At 70.6% G+C, this 14795-nt stretch carries 13 protein-coding genes; 8 read left to right on the forward strand and 5 right to left on the reverse strand.

Annotated elements, in window-relative coordinates; genetic code table 11:
- Nucleotides 1–13 precede the first annotated feature (13 nt).
- From ACI6GS_RS15145 to ACI6GS_RS15155, 3 genes are all read left to right on the forward strand, one after another.
- Nucleotides 14–1054: a helix-turn-helix domain-containing protein gene (locus ACI6GS_RS15145; protein WP_439814289.1), complete on the forward strand. Its 1041-nt coding sequence runs from the start codon at nucleotides 14–16 to the stop codon at nucleotides 1052–1054.
- A gap of 124 nt (nucleotides 1055–1178) precedes the next feature.
- A complete protein-coding gene (locus tag ACI6GS_RS15150; protein WP_439814290.1) occupies nucleotides 1179–2192 on the forward strand; it encodes a fatty acid desaturase in 1014 nt (337 codons plus the stop codon).
- 156 nt (nucleotides 2193–2348) lie between these two features.
- Entirely contained in the window at nucleotides 2349–3662 is a 1314-nt protein-coding gene (locus ACI6GS_RS15155) for a diguanylate cyclase (RefSeq protein ID WP_439814291.1), read from the forward strand.
- Here the strand turns inward: ACI6GS_RS15155 and ACI6GS_RS15160 are convergent.
- Nucleotides 3659–4669 (reverse strand): LysR family transcriptional regulator, encoded by a 1011-nt coding sequence (locus tag ACI6GS_RS15160; RefSeq protein WP_439814292.1) that lies wholly within the window; start codon nucleotides 4667–4669, stop codon nucleotides 3659–3661. The genes ACI6GS_RS15155 and ACI6GS_RS15160 overlap by 4 nt on opposite strands.
- Nucleotides 4670–4911: 242 nt before the next feature.
- Between ACI6GS_RS15160 and ACI6GS_RS15165 the strand changes: the two genes are divergently transcribed.
- Genes ACI6GS_RS15165 through ACI6GS_RS15175 form a run of 3 tightly spaced genes read left to right on the forward strand, consistent with a single transcriptional unit; the run spans nucleotide 4912 to nucleotide 7392 of the window.
- Entirely contained in the window at nucleotides 4912–5772 is an 861-nt protein-coding gene (locus ACI6GS_RS15165; RefSeq protein WP_439814293.1) for a substrate-binding periplasmic protein, read from the forward strand.
- A gap of 43 nt (nucleotides 5773–5815) precedes the next feature.
- Nucleotides 5816–6541, forward strand: coding sequence for an amino acid ABC transporter permease (locus tag ACI6GS_RS15170; RefSeq protein ID WP_439814294.1), 726 nt, complete (start codon nucleotides 5816–5818; stop codon nucleotides 6539–6541).
- Nucleotides 6542–6546: 5 nt separating this feature from the next.
- Nucleotides 6547–7392 carry an amino acid ABC transporter ATP-binding protein gene (locus ACI6GS_RS15175; RefSeq protein ID WP_439814295.1) on the forward strand — a complete coding sequence of 282 codons (846 nt, stop codon included), beginning with the start codon at nucleotides 6547–6549 and terminating at the stop codon, nucleotides 7390–7392.
- Nucleotides 7393–7623: 231 nt separating this feature from the next.
- On the opposite strand, the gene ACI6GS_RS15180 is transcribed toward ACI6GS_RS15175, so the two are convergent.
- From ACI6GS_RS15180 to ACI6GS_RS15195, 4 genes are all read right to left on the reverse strand, one after another.
- The gene (locus tag ACI6GS_RS15180) at nucleotides 7624–9933 is read right to left on the reverse strand and encodes a xanthine dehydrogenase family protein molybdopterin-binding subunit (RefSeq protein ID WP_439814296.1); all 2310 of its coding nucleotides are present in this window, start codon (nucleotides 9931–9933) and stop codon (nucleotides 7624–7626) included.
- Entirely contained in the window at nucleotides 9930–10919 is a 990-nt protein-coding gene (locus tag ACI6GS_RS15185; protein ID WP_439814297.1) for an FAD binding domain-containing protein, read from the reverse strand. The genes ACI6GS_RS15180 and ACI6GS_RS15185 overlap by 4 nt, the downstream gene beginning before the upstream one ends.
- Nucleotides 10919–11425: a 2Fe-2S iron-sulfur cluster-binding protein gene (locus tag ACI6GS_RS15190; RefSeq protein ID WP_439814298.1), complete on the reverse strand. Its 507-nt coding sequence runs from the start codon at nucleotides 11423–11425 to the stop codon at nucleotides 10919–10921. Before ACI6GS_RS15190 ends, ACI6GS_RS15185 begins: the two co-directional genes overlap by 1 nt.
- A 97-nt stretch (nucleotides 11426–11522) precedes the next feature.
- Complete coding sequence (locus tag ACI6GS_RS15195) at nucleotides 11523–12290, reverse strand: SDR family NAD(P)-dependent oxidoreductase (RefSeq protein WP_439814299.1); 768 nt, start codon at nucleotides 12288–12290, stop codon at nucleotides 11523–11525.
- Between the two features lie 134 nt (nucleotides 12291–12424).
- Between ACI6GS_RS15195 and ACI6GS_RS15200 the strand changes: the two genes are divergently transcribed.
- Nucleotides 12425–14155 carry a patatin-like phospholipase family protein gene (locus ACI6GS_RS15200; RefSeq protein ID WP_439814300.1) on the forward strand — a complete coding sequence of 577 codons (1731 nt, stop codon included), beginning with the start codon at nucleotides 12425–12427 and terminating at the stop codon, nucleotides 14153–14155.
- A gap of 106 nt (nucleotides 14156–14261) precedes the next feature.
- Nucleotides 14262–14795, forward strand: coding sequence for a tyrosine phosphatase family protein (locus tag ACI6GS_RS15205; protein ID WP_439814301.1), 534 nt, complete (start codon nucleotides 14262–14264; stop codon nucleotides 14793–14795).

Below are 14795 nucleotides of genomic sequence, written 5' to 3' on the forward strand. Positions count from 1 at the left end.
AGGCTACGCGCGATTGACCCTGGGCACCGAGCTGCGGTCCGAGCGGATCCTGCAGGGCCGGACGCTGGACCAGGCGGCCGCCCACCTGCGCATCCGCAAGGACCTGCTGGATGCCATCGAGGAAGGCGCCTATGGCCGCCTGCCCGGCGCACCCTATGCCATCGGTTTCGTTCGGTCCTATGCGGAATACCTGGGCTTTGACGGGGCATCCGCGGTGGCACGCTTCAAGGCCGAGGCGGAGCTGCCCGATCCGCGCCTGAACTTCCCCGAGCCCGTGGCGGAGGCCAAGGCCCCGACCGGACGCATCCTGGCGGCATCGCTGGCCGTGCTGGTCGGCGTCTATCTGGGCTTTTCCTACATCAACCGCAGCGACGTCGCGGTGGTCGAGCGGATCCCGCCGATTCCGACGGAGCTGGCCCCGCTGCCGCCGCCGGCCTCGGTCGCCGTGGCCGCCACCGATGCCGCGGCACCGGGGGCCGGGACCGCTGCGCCCGGTGCCGCCCCGTCCGGGCCGGTCGCGGATGGCGCCGCAGGGGCCCCGGGCGGGCCGGGCGGGGAGCCGCAGCCATCCTGGCGGGACGCCGCGGCCGCCACGAGCGAGGCAGCCACGCCACCGGTCGGTGTCCAGGCGGGAGGCCCGCCCGCAAGTGGCGACCAGATGGCAAGCGTCGAGCCGGCGCCGGGCACCGTCCTGGGCGGATCCGGTCTTGGTGCGTCTGGCCTGGACGCATCCGCGCTGAGCGCCGCAAGCGGTCCCGCCGCCCTGGCGGTAGAGCTGGCGGCCGGGGATTCGCGGATCGTCCTGCACGCCGAGCGCGATTCCTGGATCAAGATCCAGGACCGCGACAACCAGGTCCTGGCGACCAAGGTGCTGCGCGCGGGCGACAGCCTGGTGGTGCCCAACCGGCCCGGCGCGCGCCTGACCACCGGCAATGCCGGGGGCCTGGAGATCCTGGTCGATGGCCGCCCGATCCAGCGCCTGGGGGCGGAGGGCGCCGTGGTGCGCAACATCTCGCTCGACCCCCAGCACCTGACCAACCGCAGTCCCGACTGACGCCCCGCTCCGCCGGGGTGGGGCGATCCTTGACCGGATGCTCAACTATGGTTGAGGCATCGCGGCTTCGTCCCCGGGGTGCCGCGCTGCATCATGGCGCCGCAGCAGAGAGGCGAGGGCGGTGATGGAGGAAGTGTTCGGACGGGCCGACCTGATCGAGCCGGCCAGGCTGAGGGCGCTGTCGCAGAAGTCGGACGCGCGGGGCTTTGTCCAGATCGGCAGCCATTTCGCGGCGATCCTGGCGACCGGCGTCCTGCTGTGGGCGACCTGGGGGACCTGGGCCGCGATCCCCGCCTTCCTGGCGCATGGGGTGGCCATCAACTTCCTCTATGCCGGGCAGCACGAACTCAGCCATTGGACGGCGTTCCGGACCAAGGCGCTCAACGAATGGTTCGGGCGCCTGATCGGTTTCATCGTCCTGTATCCGCGCGACTTCGACCAGATCCAACACTTTGCCCATCATCGCCATACCCAGGACTGGGAGCGGGATGGGGAGCTGGCGCGGCCGCGCTACACGCTGGGCTCGTACCTGTGGTGGGTGCTGGGGCCGGGCTACTGGTACAGCCGGATCAGCCGCATCGTGCGCTTCACCTTCGGCATCGTGGTCGAGCCCTATGTCCCGCAGGAGCGCCATGCCGACGTGATCCGCGAGGCGCGGGCGATGATGCTGGGCTATGCCGCGATCGCCGTGGCCTCGATCGCACTGCAGAGCTGGGCGGCGGTGACCTTCTGGCTGGCGCCGATGCTGCTGACCAAGTGGGTGCACCAGTTGCAGAACACAATCGAGCATGTGGGCCTGAGCCATGCGCCGTCGATCACCGACAATACCCGCTCGACCCGTACCAACGCGGTGATGCGCTGGCTGTGCTGGAACATGCAGTATCACACCGCGCACCACGCCTTTCCCGGGGTGCCGTTCCATGCCCTGCCGCGCCTGCACGACGCGATCTTCACCAGCAAGGGGCGCGAGCCCAACACGATGACCTATATCGGCTTCCAGGTGGCGCTGCTGCGCGCCCTGTCGGGCGGACGGACGGAAGCCGACTATCCCGACGACGCGCGCTGGATCGCCAATCCGGGCGAACCGGTCGCGGGCCCCGTGGCGCGGGCCGAGGCCAAGGCCGCGCGCGCCGCCTGAATCGCGGGCCGGCAGTGCCGACCAGGGCCGTCCGCGGGCAGGCGGGCGGCCCTAACCTTTCCGTCACACCTTGGCCGCATGATCGAGGGAAGGGCACGGTTCCGCCTGGAATCGTGCCAAGGTTGTTTCAGCGGATAGTGCTGCCGGTTCGCATCCATGACCTTCGTCCTTCCCGACCCCGCCGAGCCGACCGACGGCATCGGCCGGGCCGCCCTGCTGCAACATAGCCGGCGGCTGCTGCTGGTCGAGGATTCGCGGTTCTTCTCGAACGTCGTGGCCGAGCGCATCGAGCGCGAGATCGGCCTGGACGTGGTGAAGGCGACGACCTTTGCCGAGGCGCGGGCACTGGTCGAGGCCGATGGCGCGCGCTTCTTCATGGCCGTGGTCGACCTGGTCCTGCCCGACTCGCAGGATGGTGAGGCGGCGGTCCACCTGGCCAGCCAGGGCGTGCCCTCGATCGTCTTCACCTCGCGCTATTCGGACGACATGCGCGAGCGCCTGATCTCGTACAACGTCCTCGACTATGTGGTGAAGGACAACCCGTCCAGCCTCAGCTACCTGGTCGACCTGATCGGCCGGCTGTACCGCCACCAGGGCGAGACGGTGCTGCTGGTCGACGATTCGGCGGTGGCGCGGCAGCACACGATGAGCTTCCTGCGGACCTACCAGCTCAACGTGATCGAGGCCAAGAACGGGCGCGAGGGCCTGGCCCAGCTGGAGGCGCATCCCGAGGTGCGCCTGGTCATCACCGACTATCACATGCCGGACATGGACGGCATCGAGATGATCAAGGCGATGCGCCGCACGCATGACCATGACCGCCTGGCGATCATCGGCGTGTCATCGGCCGGCAGCCGCACCGTCTCGGCCCGCTTCCTGAAGAACGGGGCCAACGACTTCATCATCAAGCCCTTCCTGCCGGAGGAGTTCTTCTGCCGGATCATGCAGAACTTCCGCATGATCGACATGGCCGAGACGATGCGCGTCCAGGCCAGCACCGATTTCCTGACCGGCCTGCACAACCGCCGCTTCTTCTTCGAGGCGGGCGCCCAGCTGCTGGATGCCAAGCGCCGGGGCGGCACGCCGATCGCCGTCGCGGTCATGGACATTGACGGGTTCAAGCAGGTCAACGACCGCCACGGCCACGACACGGGCGACCGCGTCCTGCGCGCCGTGGCCGATACGCTGCGCGCGGCCCTGCGCAGCGGCGACATCGTCGCGCGCTATGGCGGCGAGGAATTCGCCATCCTGGCCGCGGGCGTGAAGGCCGCCGATGCGCCCGCGTTCTTTGAGCGGATCCGCGAGAAGGTGTCGGCGACGGTCGTGCCCGGCCTGCCGCTGCGCGTCACCGCCAGCTTTGGCGTCCAGTGCAGCCAGTCGCTGAGCCTGAACGCCATGCTGGAGGCCGCCGACCGGGCCCTGTACGGCGCCAAGAGCCAGGGCCGCGACCGCGTGGTCGTGGCGGGCTAGGGCGCCGGGGGCAGCGTCTCCGGGTTCCAGCCGTCGGAAAAGGCCTGGAGGATCGTGCGGCGCAGTTCGGCCACCGCATGGCTCTGGTGCGCCGACTTCTTGAAGAGCGCGTAGAACGTGTTCTCGGTCCGGAAGGTGCCGGGCAGGACCGGGCGGATCTCGCCCCGCGCCGCCCAGGCCCGCGCATAGTGCGGCGGCAGGAAAGCCAGGAACGTGCCCGCCAGCACGAACATCACGCGCGTATCGAGCGTGTCCGACACGGCGCCGCCGGCGGGAAAGCCGGCGATCAGGCGGGCAAAGGCCGGATCGTCCAGGGCCGCCGGCCGGACCAGCGGGTGCACGCGCACATGGTCGGGCACAAGGTCCCGGTCGGCCCGGTCGAACAGGGCATGGCCGCGGCCGCAATAGAGCAGCAGCTCCTCCCGGAACAGGGGGATCAGCTCCAGCGCCGCGACGGGGCGCGGCACGACCGAGATGCCGAGGTCCGCATCGTTGTCGAGGATGGCCGCCTCGACCAGCGCCGGGCTGCCCGAGTCGAGCTGGACGCGCACGCGCGGGTGGGCCCGGGTGAAGCGGCCCAGGGCCGCCACCAGCGGGGCGGACGCGATCGAGACGATGTTGTCGACCACGCGCAGGCGGACCTGGCCGGAGAGGTCCTCCGCCGCGGCGGCAACGCGGTCGCGGAAGCGGTCGAGATCGGCGAAGAGCTGGAGTGCCGCCAGATAGGTGAGCTGGCCCGCGTCGGTCAGGGCGAAGCCGGCCCGCCCGCGCGTGCACAGGCGCATGCCCAGCCGCCCTTCGAGCTGCGCGATGTCCAGGCTGATCGCCGACTTGGACTTGTCCAGGGCCACTTCCGCCGGGCCGAAGCCGCCCTGTTCCACGACCGTGCGGAAGACGCGGAGCAGGCGCAGGTCGGCGTCCTGGACCAGCCCCTGGAGCCCGCGCCGCACACGGGCGCCGGGCGCCGATGCGGGGGCGCGGGGCGGGCGGTCCTGGCCGTCGGTCATCGCGCCAGCATGCACGGGCCGGCCGGACCTGCGCCAGCCCCGCCACGGCCGATGCCGCTTCCTTGGCCGCTGCTCAAACCGTCGTTTGTCAATTGAGCAATCCGGGCCGCTTGCGCCTCGGCCTATGCTGCATTGCAACGGAGATGGCCCACCGCTGCGAAGACAGCCGTTGAACGGCGTTCGCGGGGGCGCGGCGGGCCAGTCGAAGCTCCGGTCACGGCTTGAAGGGGATGCGGATGGTAATGGGCGTGATCAAGACGGCGATCCTGGCGACGGGCATGGCCGTGATCGGCATGGCGACGGCCCAGGCCGCCTGCCTGCAGGAAATCAAGGACAAGGGCACCCTGCTGGTCGGCAACGGCCTGATGGGCCTGAAGCCGTTTGCCTACAAGAACGAGACCACGGGCGCCTATGAAGGCTTCGAGCCCGAGATCATCGCCGAACTGGCCAAGCGCCTGGAGATTCCCCAGTGGGACTATGTCGTCACCGAATGGACGACACTGATCCCGGGCCTGGGCGCCAAGCGCTGGGACATCATCCTGTCGGGCATGTCGGCCACGCAGGAGCGCCAGACCAACGGCAACATGCTGTTCTCGCGCCCCTATGTGGTGCTCTATGACCGGATCATCGTGCTGAAGGACTCGCCCGTCCAGTCGCTGGCCGACCTGAAGGGCAAGACCGTCGCGTCGACCCTGGGCTCGCTCGACTCGCTCAACGCGCATGTCCTGGCCGAGGCCGGCGAAGTCGGGCAGGTGATGGACTTCAACACCTTCTCCGAGCCGTTCCTGGCGCTGCGCAACAAGCAGGCCGATGCCGTCGTGATGGACCAGATCACGCTGCAGTCGGAACTGGAGCAGGGCGGTGACCTGCGCGCCATCGGCGAGCCGATCCCCTATCGCGCCAAGCCCGAGTTCGTCGAGGCCGAGTCCAAGGCCCCCTACATCCTGGGCGGGGTCGCAGCCGGCGCGCGCGCCGAGTGCACCGACCTGATCGAGGCGATCAACACCGCCCTGATCGCGATGGAGCAGGACGGCACGCGCGAGAAGATCCTGACCAAGTACGAGCTGTGGTCGCCCGAGCAGATGAAGGTGATGAAGGAGTAAGGACCCAAGGCAGGCAGATCCGGAAGCTGGAGTTCAGGCGCCCGTGTACGATTTCTTCTTCGTCTTCTTCCCGAAGCATCTCCCGTCGCTGATCGAGGGTGCGATCGTCACCCTTGAACTGTCGATCCTCAGCATGGCGCTGGCCATACCCATCGGCCTGCTGACGGCCCTGGGGCGGAATTCGGGAAACAAGGCGCTGGAATGGTTCCTGGCGGCCTATGTCGAGATCTGGCGGGATGTCCCCCTGATCGTCCAGCTGCTGGTGATCTACTTCACGCTGCCCCAGATCGGCCTGACGCTGCCGGGCTTCTGGGCGGCGATCCTGGGCCTGAGCCTGAATGTCGGGGCCTACCTGTCGGAAGTGTTTCGCGCGGCCATCGCCTCCATCGACGAGGGCCAGCGCGACGCCGGCATCGCCATGGGCATGTCCAAGGTCACGATCTATCGCCGCGTGATCCTGCCCCAGGCCCTGCGCATCGCAGTGCCGACCGTCGGCGGCTATTTCATCTCGCTGCTGAAGGACAGCTCGCTCGTCTCGTTCATCGCGGTCAACGAGCTGCTGCGCAACGGGACGATCATCATCTCGAGCACGTTCCGGTCCATGGAAGTCTACGTGATGGTCGCCATGGTCTATTTCGTGCTGAGCTTCGTGGCCTCGCGGCTGGTCCGCCGGGTCGAGATCTATCTGACGCCGGCCTATCTGCGCCCGGCGGCCAAGCGCGCCGCCGCGGCCGCCAGCGCCGCGGCGCCCGCCGCAGCCCGGACCTGAGGCCCATGACAAGCGGGACGACCATGAACGCGCCGATCAAGCCGGCGGCCGCGGCCGCCCATCCCGTGGATCCCGCGACCGCGCCGCGCGGGGCCGAGATCCTGAGCGTGCGGGCGCTGCACAAGCAGTTCGGCACCAACAAGGTGCTGCGCGGCGTCGACCTGACCCTGCACCAGGGGGAGGTCACGTTCCTGATCGGGCCCAGCGGCGGCGGCAAGTCGACGGTGCTGCGCTGCATCAACTTTCTGGAACGGCCGAATGGCGGCGAGATCGTCTTTGGCGACATGCGCCTGTGCCACGAGGACAGCGGCGTGTTCGAGGTGGCCCCGGATTCCGTGCTGCGCAAGGCGCGGGCGCGCATGCCGATGGTGTTCCAGCACTTCAACCTGTTCGCCCACCGCACCGTGCTGCAGAACGTGATCGAGGGGCCGGTGATCGTGCAGAAGCGCGCCAAGGCCCAGGTCATCCCGGAGGCGGAGGAGATCCTGCGCCGCGTCGGCCTGCTGGAGAAGTGCGACTCCTACCCGGCACAGCTGTCCGGCGGGCAGAAGCAGCGCGTGGCGATCGCCCGGGCGCTGGCCATGCAGCCGGCCGTGATCCTGTTCGACGAGCCGACCTCGGCCCTGGACCCCGAACTGGTCAGCGGCGTGCTGGATACGATCCGCGCCCTGGCCGAGGAGGGGCGCACGATGATTGTCGTCAGTCACGAGATGGGCTTTGCCCGCAAGCTGGCCGACCGCGTGTACTTCGTGGCGGACGGCGTGATCCAGGAAAGCGGCCCGCCGTCACAGGTCCTGGAAAACCCGAAGTCGGAGCGCCTGCGCGCCTTCATGCACTCCGTCCTGCACTGAGGCGCGTCGCGGGGCGCCCGCGTCGCCGTCGCACCGGAGGCTTCGAGACGCGCGCCCTGCGCGCCCTCAGCATGATGCCGTCGGGTTGCTTGAGAGACTTTTCCCGCCCGCGCGAAGGCTGGATCCACGGGGTCAGGGGTACGTCCATGTGGCCCTGGATCCCCGCTTTCGCGGGGATGAGGGGGTGGTCCTGAGGGTGGTGGCGTCCGTGTACGGCACAGCCACCGCGCCCTAAAGCAGCTTGTCCAGGGTGATGGGGAGGGTGCGGATGCGCTTGCCGGTCGCGTTGTAGACCGCATTGGCGACCGCGGCGCCCACGCCGGTGATGCCGATCTCGCCAATGCCGCGGGCGCCCATGGGGGCGTGCGGGTCGGGGCGGTCGGTCCACAGGACCTCGATCGCGGGGACGTCCAGCTGCACCGGCACGTGGTAGTCGGCCAGGCTGGCGTTCATGATGCGGCCCGTCCGCTCGTCGAACAGCGTCTCCTCCGTCAGGGCCAGTCCCAGGCCCATGATCATGCCGCCCCGAAACTGGCTGGCCGCCGTCTTCGCGTTCAGGATGCGGCCGCAGTCAAAGGCACCCAGCAGGCGCGTCACGCGGACCTCGCCCGTGATCGCGCTGACCTTCACCGCGCAGAAGATGGCCGAGGTCGAGTGCATCGACCATTTCTGCGTCTCCAGCGGGGGTGGGGCGTCGGCCTGGGCGCTGAGCTCCGTCCGTCCGGCGCGCCCCAGGATCGAGGCATAGGTCTCGAACCGCGCAGGATCCTCCCGCGCGGCAAGGCCGCCGTCCCGCGCTTCCAGCGCGTCTGCGGAGAGCCCCGCCAGGGCGGAGTCGTTGCCGATCAGCTTGGCCAGCTCCGCCATCAGGGCGCCGTGCGCGGCCAGCACGGCGGCACCCACGGACGCCGTCTGGCTGGAGCCGCCTGCTACCGGGCTGGGCGGCAGGCGGGTATCGCCATAGTCGAAGCGCACCGCGTCCAGCGGCAGGCCCAGGCGCTCGGCCGCGACCTGGGCGTGGACGGTCGCCGTGCCCATGCCCATCTCGTGCGCCGCCGCGGCCACGACGGCGCTGCCATCGGCATGCAGCGTGATGCGCGCGGCGGCACCAGGCATGCGGTAATAGGGATAGGTGCCCGTGGCGCAGCCCATGCCCAGCAGCCATTCGCCCTCCCGCCTCGACCCGGGAATGGCACTGCGCTCCGCCCAGCCGAAGCGCTCCGCCCCCAGGGCATAGGCCTCCACCAGGTGGCGGGACGAGAAGGCATGGCCGGTGGTCGGGTCGCGCTCGGGCTCCAGCGTGCGGCGCAATGCGACCGGGCACATGCCCAGCTTCTCCGCCAGTTCGTCGAGCGCGGACTCGAGGGCGAAGGTGCCCACCGACTCGCCCGGTGCCCGCATGAAGGTGTTGGCCAGCATGTCCATCTCCGCCACCTGCTGGCCGACCTTGAAGCTGTCGGCGGCATAGAGGTGGCGTGCGGGGAAGCTGAACTGCTCCGGGCAGTCATTGTGCGCGGTGACCGCGGCGACGCCGGTGTGGATCAGGGCGGCCAGCGTCCCGTCGGGCCGCGCGCCCAGCGCCACCCGCTGCTCGGTATTCGTGCGGCCGCCGACCAGCCGGTAGACATCCTCCCGCGTCAGGACCATGCGCACCGGGCGGCCCGCCAGGCGGGACGCGGCCGCGGCCAGGATCTGGTGGTCCCACAGGCACTTGCCACCAAAGCCGCCACCCACATAGGGCGACAGAACTCGCACCTGGTCGTGCTTCAGGCCGAACACGTCGGCCACCGTCTCGGCCGTCGCCACGACCAGCTGGCTGGCATCGTGGATCGTCAGGGTGTCGCCCTCCCACATCACGGTCGCGGCGTGCAGCTCGATCGCATTGTGGTTGTGGCGCGGCGTGACATAGGTGGCATCGACCTGGACGGGTGCGGCCGCCAGCGCCGCCTCGGCGTTGCCGATCTCCAGCAGCGACGGCTCGCCCATCAGCGAGGGCGGGGCATGGGCATGCGCCTTGGCCGCTTCGAACGAGGTGATCGCGTCCGCCTGGTCATAGGTCACCGCGATCAGGCGCGCGGCGTGGTCGGCCTGTTCCCGTGTCTGGGCCAGGACCACGGCGACGGGCTGGCCGTTCCAGTGGACGGTGTCGTCCTGCATGATCGGCAGGTCGGTCGGCCCCGCGGCGTTGGGGGAGGTGCCGAACAGCGCCGGCGGGTTCATGCGCGGCGCGTTGCGATGGGTCATGACCAGCGCGACGCCCGGTGCCGCCTCGGCCGCCGTGGTGTCGAGGCTGGCGATGCGGCCGCGCGCGATGGTGCTGCACAGGAGCGCTGCGTGGAGCAGGCCGGGCAGGGCGACTTCCGCGGCGAAGCGGGCCTGGCCCGCGACCTTCAGCGCGCCGTCCAGCCGCGAGACGGGGGCGCCGATCAGGCCGTGCTTGGCGGCCAGCGGGTCGGGCCGGCCGCCGGGCAGCCAGGTCTCGGGCGCGGCCTGGATGGCGAGCTGCATGGCCTTCTGGCCCAGGTCCTTGAGGATGCTCATGGGGTCGCTCCCGTCAGCTCGGCCAGGGTGGCGGCGACCAGGCGCCGGGCCAGTGTGACCTTGAAGGCGTTGTCGGGCAGGGGGCGGGCGGCGGCCAGCTCGGCCTGCGCCGCGGCATCGAAGGCGTCCGCCGTCGGTGCGGCGCCACGCAGCGCGGCCTCCGCCAGGGTGGCGCGCCAGGGCTTGTGCGCGACGCCGCCCAGCGCAATGCGCACGTCCGCGATGCGACCCTCTCCGTCCAGCGTCACGGCCGCCGCGACGGAGACGAGGGCGAAGGCATAGCTGGCCCGGTCTCGCACCTTGCGATAGGTCGAGCGGGTCGCCTCCGGCAGCGGCGGCAGGGCGATGGCGGTGATCAGGTCGCCCGGCTGCAGCACCGTCTCCACCTCCGGCTGGTCGCCGGGCAGGCGGTGGAAGTCGACCAGCGGGATGGCGCGGACACCCTGGGGGCCGTCCACCTGGACCTCGGCATCGAGGGCGGCGAGCGCCACGCACATGTCGGACGGGTGGGTGGCGATGCAGGCGGGGGAGGCGCCCAGGATCGCGTGCATGCGGTGGAAGCCGCCCAGGGCGTCGCAGCCGCTGCCGGGGGCGCGCTTGTTGCAGCGCGCCGCGCGGTCATAGAAATAGCTGCACCGCGTGCGCTGCAGCAGGTTGCCGCCGGCCGTCGCCATGTTGCGGATCTGGGCGCTGGCGCCGGCCAGGATGGCCCGCGAGAGGACGGGGAAGTGACGGCGGACCGTGTGATCCTCCGCAATGGCGGTGTTGCTGGCGCCCGCGCCGATCAGCACGCGGCCATCCGCCTCGGTCGTGATGGTGCGGGACAGGCCGCTGACGTCGACCAGGCGGGCGGGACGCTCCACCTCCTGCCGCATCAGGTCGACCAGGTTGGTGCCGCCACCCAGGAAGCGGGCGTCGCCCTCCGCCGCCGCCAGGGCCAGGGCGGCGGGCACGTCGCCCGCGCGGGCATAGTCGAAGGCGCGCATCAGGCGGTCCCCCGCGCCAGCGCGTCCGAAAGCACGTCGAGAATGCCGTTATAGGCACCGCAGCGGCACAGGTTGCCGCTCATCCGCTCGGCCAGTTCGGTCCGGTCGGGCGGCGGCAGCGGGGCCGCCAGGTCGGCGGTCACGACGCTGGGCAGGCCGCGCCGGACCTCCTCCAGCATGGCGACGGCGGAGCAGATCTGGCCGGGCGTGCAATAGCCGCACTGGAAGCCGTCATGCGCGATGAAGGCGGATTGCAGCGGATGCAGCGCGTCCGCGGTGCCCAGGCCCTCGATCGTGGTGACCTGGCGCCCCTCGTACTGGACCGCCAGGGCGAGGCAGGAATTGATGCGCTGGCCATCGACCAGGACGGTGCAGGCCCCGCAGGCGCCCTGGTCGCAGCCCTTCTTCGTGCCGGCGAGGTGCAGATGCTCGCGCAGGAAGTCGAGCAGCGACGTGCGGATGTCGACGTCGCGGTCGTGGCTGACGCCATTGACGGATATGCGCATCGCTGCGGCCTCCGGGCTTGGGGATTGTGCAGGTGCTAACAGTCCCCCTTCCGGTCGGTTCCGTGCAATATCCCTGGACGTATGGGGGGCTTTCGCCTCAACCCTTGCGGCCGGAGAGGCTGGTGACGTTGGCGCCGGAGCCGCCGTCGATCGCGATTTCGGCCCCGTTGATGTAGCCGGCGATGTCGGACAGCAGGAAGGCGATCAGGGCCGCGATCTCGTCCAGGCGGCCGACCCGGCCGCAGGGCACGCCGGCCACCGCCCGCTCCATGATGTGCGGCGGCATGCCCATCACCTTGGGCGTTGCCATCATGCCCGGCAGGACCGTGTTGCAGGTGATGCCCTGGGCCGCATACTCGGCCACCACGACGCGCGCCAGACCCAGCAGGCCCGCCTTGCTGGAGGAATAGGCCGCCTGGTTGCGCAGGCCCATCCGCGCCGCCATTGAGGCGATGTTGACGATGCGGCCGAAGCCCCCCTCCGCCATGCCGGGTGCCACCGCCTGGATCAGGTGGAACGGCCCCGACAGGTTGACGCCCAGCTCCCACGCCCATTTCTCGGGCTTCATCCTGGGGATGGGCGCGATGTGGTCGACGATGCCGGCATTGTTGACCAGGCCCTGGATCGGGCCCAGCCGCTCGGTCACGCGGGCGACGGCCTCGTGCACGCTGTCCGCATCCGCCACGTCGCACAGCACGGCCATGCGGTCGGCAGGCTGACCGGGCAGGCCGGGCAGCAGGTCGGGCAGGGTGGGGGAGACATCGCACAGGGCGACGCGCCAGCCATCGGCCAGCAGGCGCCTGGCCGTTTCCAGGCCGATTCCCCCGGCCGCCCCCGTGATCAGCGCCGTGCGTCCCGTGGTCATGGTCGTCTTCTCCCCGCGATCTTGTGTTGTTGGCTCCAGGTTTAGCCGATCGCCGGGCGGCGTGCGATGCCGGCGGCACGCCCGGGGTGCGTGCGGCGCCGGAATGACGCTATGCTGCCGGCCGGGGAGGTGGCATGGCGAGAGCCGACGATCGCATAAGCCTGGCGGGAGCGCTGGGCCAGGTCCCGCTGTTCGCGGGGCTGGAGCCCGGGGCCTTGGACCTGCTGGCCGAACAGGGCGAGTGGTTCAGCCTGCCGGGCGGCCGCACGCTGTTCGAGGAGGGACAGGACGGCACGGACATGTACGTGATCCTGTCCGGCATGCTGTCGATCAGCGTGGGCGACGGGCGCGGCGGCGAGCGCCAGGTCGCGCGAATCAGGGCGCCCGCAACGGTGGGCGAGATGGCCCTGCTGACCGGGCACAAGCGCTCGGCCAGCGTCCGCACGCTGCGCGATTCGGCGCTGTTCCGGGTGGAACGGAGCGTCTACCAGGCGATCGCGCAGCGCTTTCCCGCGGCGCTTACGAGCTTTGCCGGGGTCCTGGTCGACCGGCTGGAGGCCGCCAATCGCGGCCGGGCCGCGGCCGACGACCGGCCGCGCACGCTGGCCATGGTGCCGATGACGCCCGGGGCCGAGGCGCAGATGGTGAGCGAGGGCGTGGCTGCTGCCCTGGGCGCCAGTGGCGGCTGGGTGCGCGTGCTGGACAGCAGCTTCGCCGATCGCTCGGAGGGCTGGTTCCATGACGTGGAACATGGCGCCGACCACGTCCTCTATGTCGCCGACCCGGAGCCCAGTGCCTGGACCCGCTTCACGCTGCGCCAGGCCGACCGGGTGATCCTGCTGGCCGAGGCGGGGCAGCAGCCGACCTTCGTGCCTGACCTCAACCTGGTCCAGTCGAACAATGCCGACCTGGTGACCGTGCGGCGCGGTGCCATGGTGGGGCGGGCGCCCGAGATGGCGGGCGTCGACTTCCGCTGCTCTGTCCGCCTGGGCGTCGAGCAGGACTATGCGCGGCTGGCCCGCGTGCTGGCCGGGCGCTCGGTGGGCCTGGTCCTGTCGGGCGGGGGGGCGCGCGGCTTTGCCCATATCGGCGTGGTGCGGGCGCTGCACGAGGCGGGCGTGCCGATCGACCGGGTGGGCGGCACGTCCATGGGCGCCATAATCGCCGCGGGCCTGGCGATGGGCTGGAACCACGAGGACCTGGTGCGCCGCATCCACGCGGCCTTCGTCGCCCGCAGCCCGCTCAACGACTGGACCCTGCCGCTGATCGCGCTGGTGCGGGGGCGCCGGGTGACGCGCCTGCTGCGCGAGCATTTCGGCGACATGCGGATCGAGGACCTGGCCCTGCCGTTCTTCTGCGTCGCCGCCAACCTGACCAGCGGGCGCGTCGCGGTGCATCGCACAGGCGCGTTGTGGCGGGCGCTGCGCTCCACCATCGCCATTCCCGGCCTGCTGCCGCCCCTGATCGAGGAAGGCGAACTGCTGGTCGACGGGGCGGTGATGAACAACCTGCCCACCGACATCATGGCGGCGCAGCGGCGCGGTCCCACGATCGGCGTCGACGTCGCGCGCGACTCCGCCCTGCACTCCCTGGTCCATGACCTGGAGGAGGAGTCGATCTGGAAGCTGGCCTTCCGCAAGCGGGCGCCGGGCATCGTCGCGATCCTGATGCGCTCGGCCACCGTATCGAGCGATGCGCAGGCCAAGCTGTGCCGGACCCAGGCCGACGTGCTGTTCGAGCCCGAGCTGAGCGATGTCGACCTGCGCGACTGGAAGGCCTTCGACCGGGTGGTGGAGACCGGCTATCGCCACGCGATGGCGCGGCTGGAGACGATGGACCTGAAGGCGCTTGGCCTTGGCCCCTGAGCGGCCGCAGGGCGCGCCCGCCTGGCTGCGCGAGTGGCCCAAGGTGCTGGCGGTTTCTATAATCCGGTCCACCGGGATCGGCAGTGCAAGGGGGCGAAGGACCACGATGATGAAGGGACTGGGCGGCATCAGCCCCCGCAGCATCCATGTCTGTCCCTGGGCCGAACTGAGCAGCCTGTCGGCGCGGATCACGCCCAGCCACGTCGTCACCCTGCTGGATCCCGGCGATCATGCCGAGACGCCCGAGGGGGTCGCCCGGCACCTGCGCCTGGGCATGAACGACGTGGCCTCGCCAGGACCCGGCCTGCTGCCGCCGGCGGTGGAGCAGGTGCAGGACCTGATCGACTTCGTCCAGACCTGGGACGAGACGGCGCCGATGCTGATCCACTGCTTCGCCGGGATCAGCCGGTCGACCGCATCGGCGTTCGTCACGATGTGCCTGCTGAACGAAGGCCAGGAGCGCGAGGCCGCGATGGTGCTGCGCAAGGCCGCGTCCCACGCCGCACCCAACCGCCGCATCGTGGCCCTGGCCGACGACCTGATGGGACGCGGCGGGCGGATGGTCGACGCCATCGCCGCCATTCCGCCGCCGCGCCTGACCTACATGGGCGCGTGGTTCTCTGTCCCGTCGAGGCTGTAG

The organism is Zavarzinia sp. CC-PAN008 (assembly GCF_051903925.1).
Taxonomy (GTDB): Bacteria; Pseudomonadota; Alphaproteobacteria; order Zavarziniales; family Zavarziniaceae.

What these genes read in the sequence shown, in the direction of transcription:
- ACI6GS_RS15150 (WP_439814290.1), top strand. Translation starts at nt 1,179, where the DNA reads ATGGAGGAAGTGTTCGGACGGGCCGACCTGATCGAGCCGGCCAGGCTG.
- ACI6GS_RS15155 (WP_439814291.1), top strand. Translation starts at nt 2,349, where the DNA reads ATGACCTTCGTCCTTCCCGACCCCGCCGAGCCGACCGACGGCATCGGC.
- ACI6GS_RS15160 (WP_439814292.1), bottom strand. Translation starts at nt 4,669, where the DNA reads ATGACCGACGGCCAGGACCGCCCGCCCCGCGCCCCCGCATCGGCGCCC.
- ACI6GS_RS15165 (WP_439814293.1), top strand. Translation starts at nt 4,912, where the DNA reads ATGGGCGTGATCAAGACGGCGATCCTGGCGACGGGCATGGCCGTGATC.
- ACI6GS_RS15175 (WP_439814295.1), top strand. Translation starts at nt 6,547, where the DNA reads ATGACAAGCGGGACGACCATGAACGCGCCGATCAAGCCGGCGGCCGCG.
- ACI6GS_RS15180 (WP_439814296.1), bottom strand. Translation starts at nt 9,933, where the DNA reads ATGAGCATCCTCAAGGACCTGGGCCAGAAGGCCATGCAGCTCGCCATC.
- ACI6GS_RS15185 (WP_439814297.1), bottom strand. Translation starts at nt 10,919, where the DNA reads ATGCGCGCCTTCGACTATGCCCGCGCGGGCGACGTGCCCGCCGCCCTG.
- ACI6GS_RS15190 (WP_439814298.1), bottom strand. Translation starts at nt 11,425, where the DNA reads ATGCGCATATCCGTCAATGGCGTCAGCCACGACCGCGACGTCGACATC.
- ACI6GS_RS15195 (WP_439814299.1), bottom strand. Translation starts at nt 12,290, where the DNA reads ATGACCACGGGACGCACGGCGCTGATCACGGGGGCGGCCGGGGGAATC.
- ACI6GS_RS15200 (WP_439814300.1), top strand. Translation starts at nt 12,425, where the DNA reads ATGGCGAGAGCCGACGATCGCATAAGCCTGGCGGGAGCGCTGGGCCAG.
- ACI6GS_RS15205 (WP_439814301.1), top strand. Translation starts at nt 14,262, where the DNA reads ATGATGAAGGGACTGGGCGGCATCAGCCCCCGCAGCATCCATGTCTGT.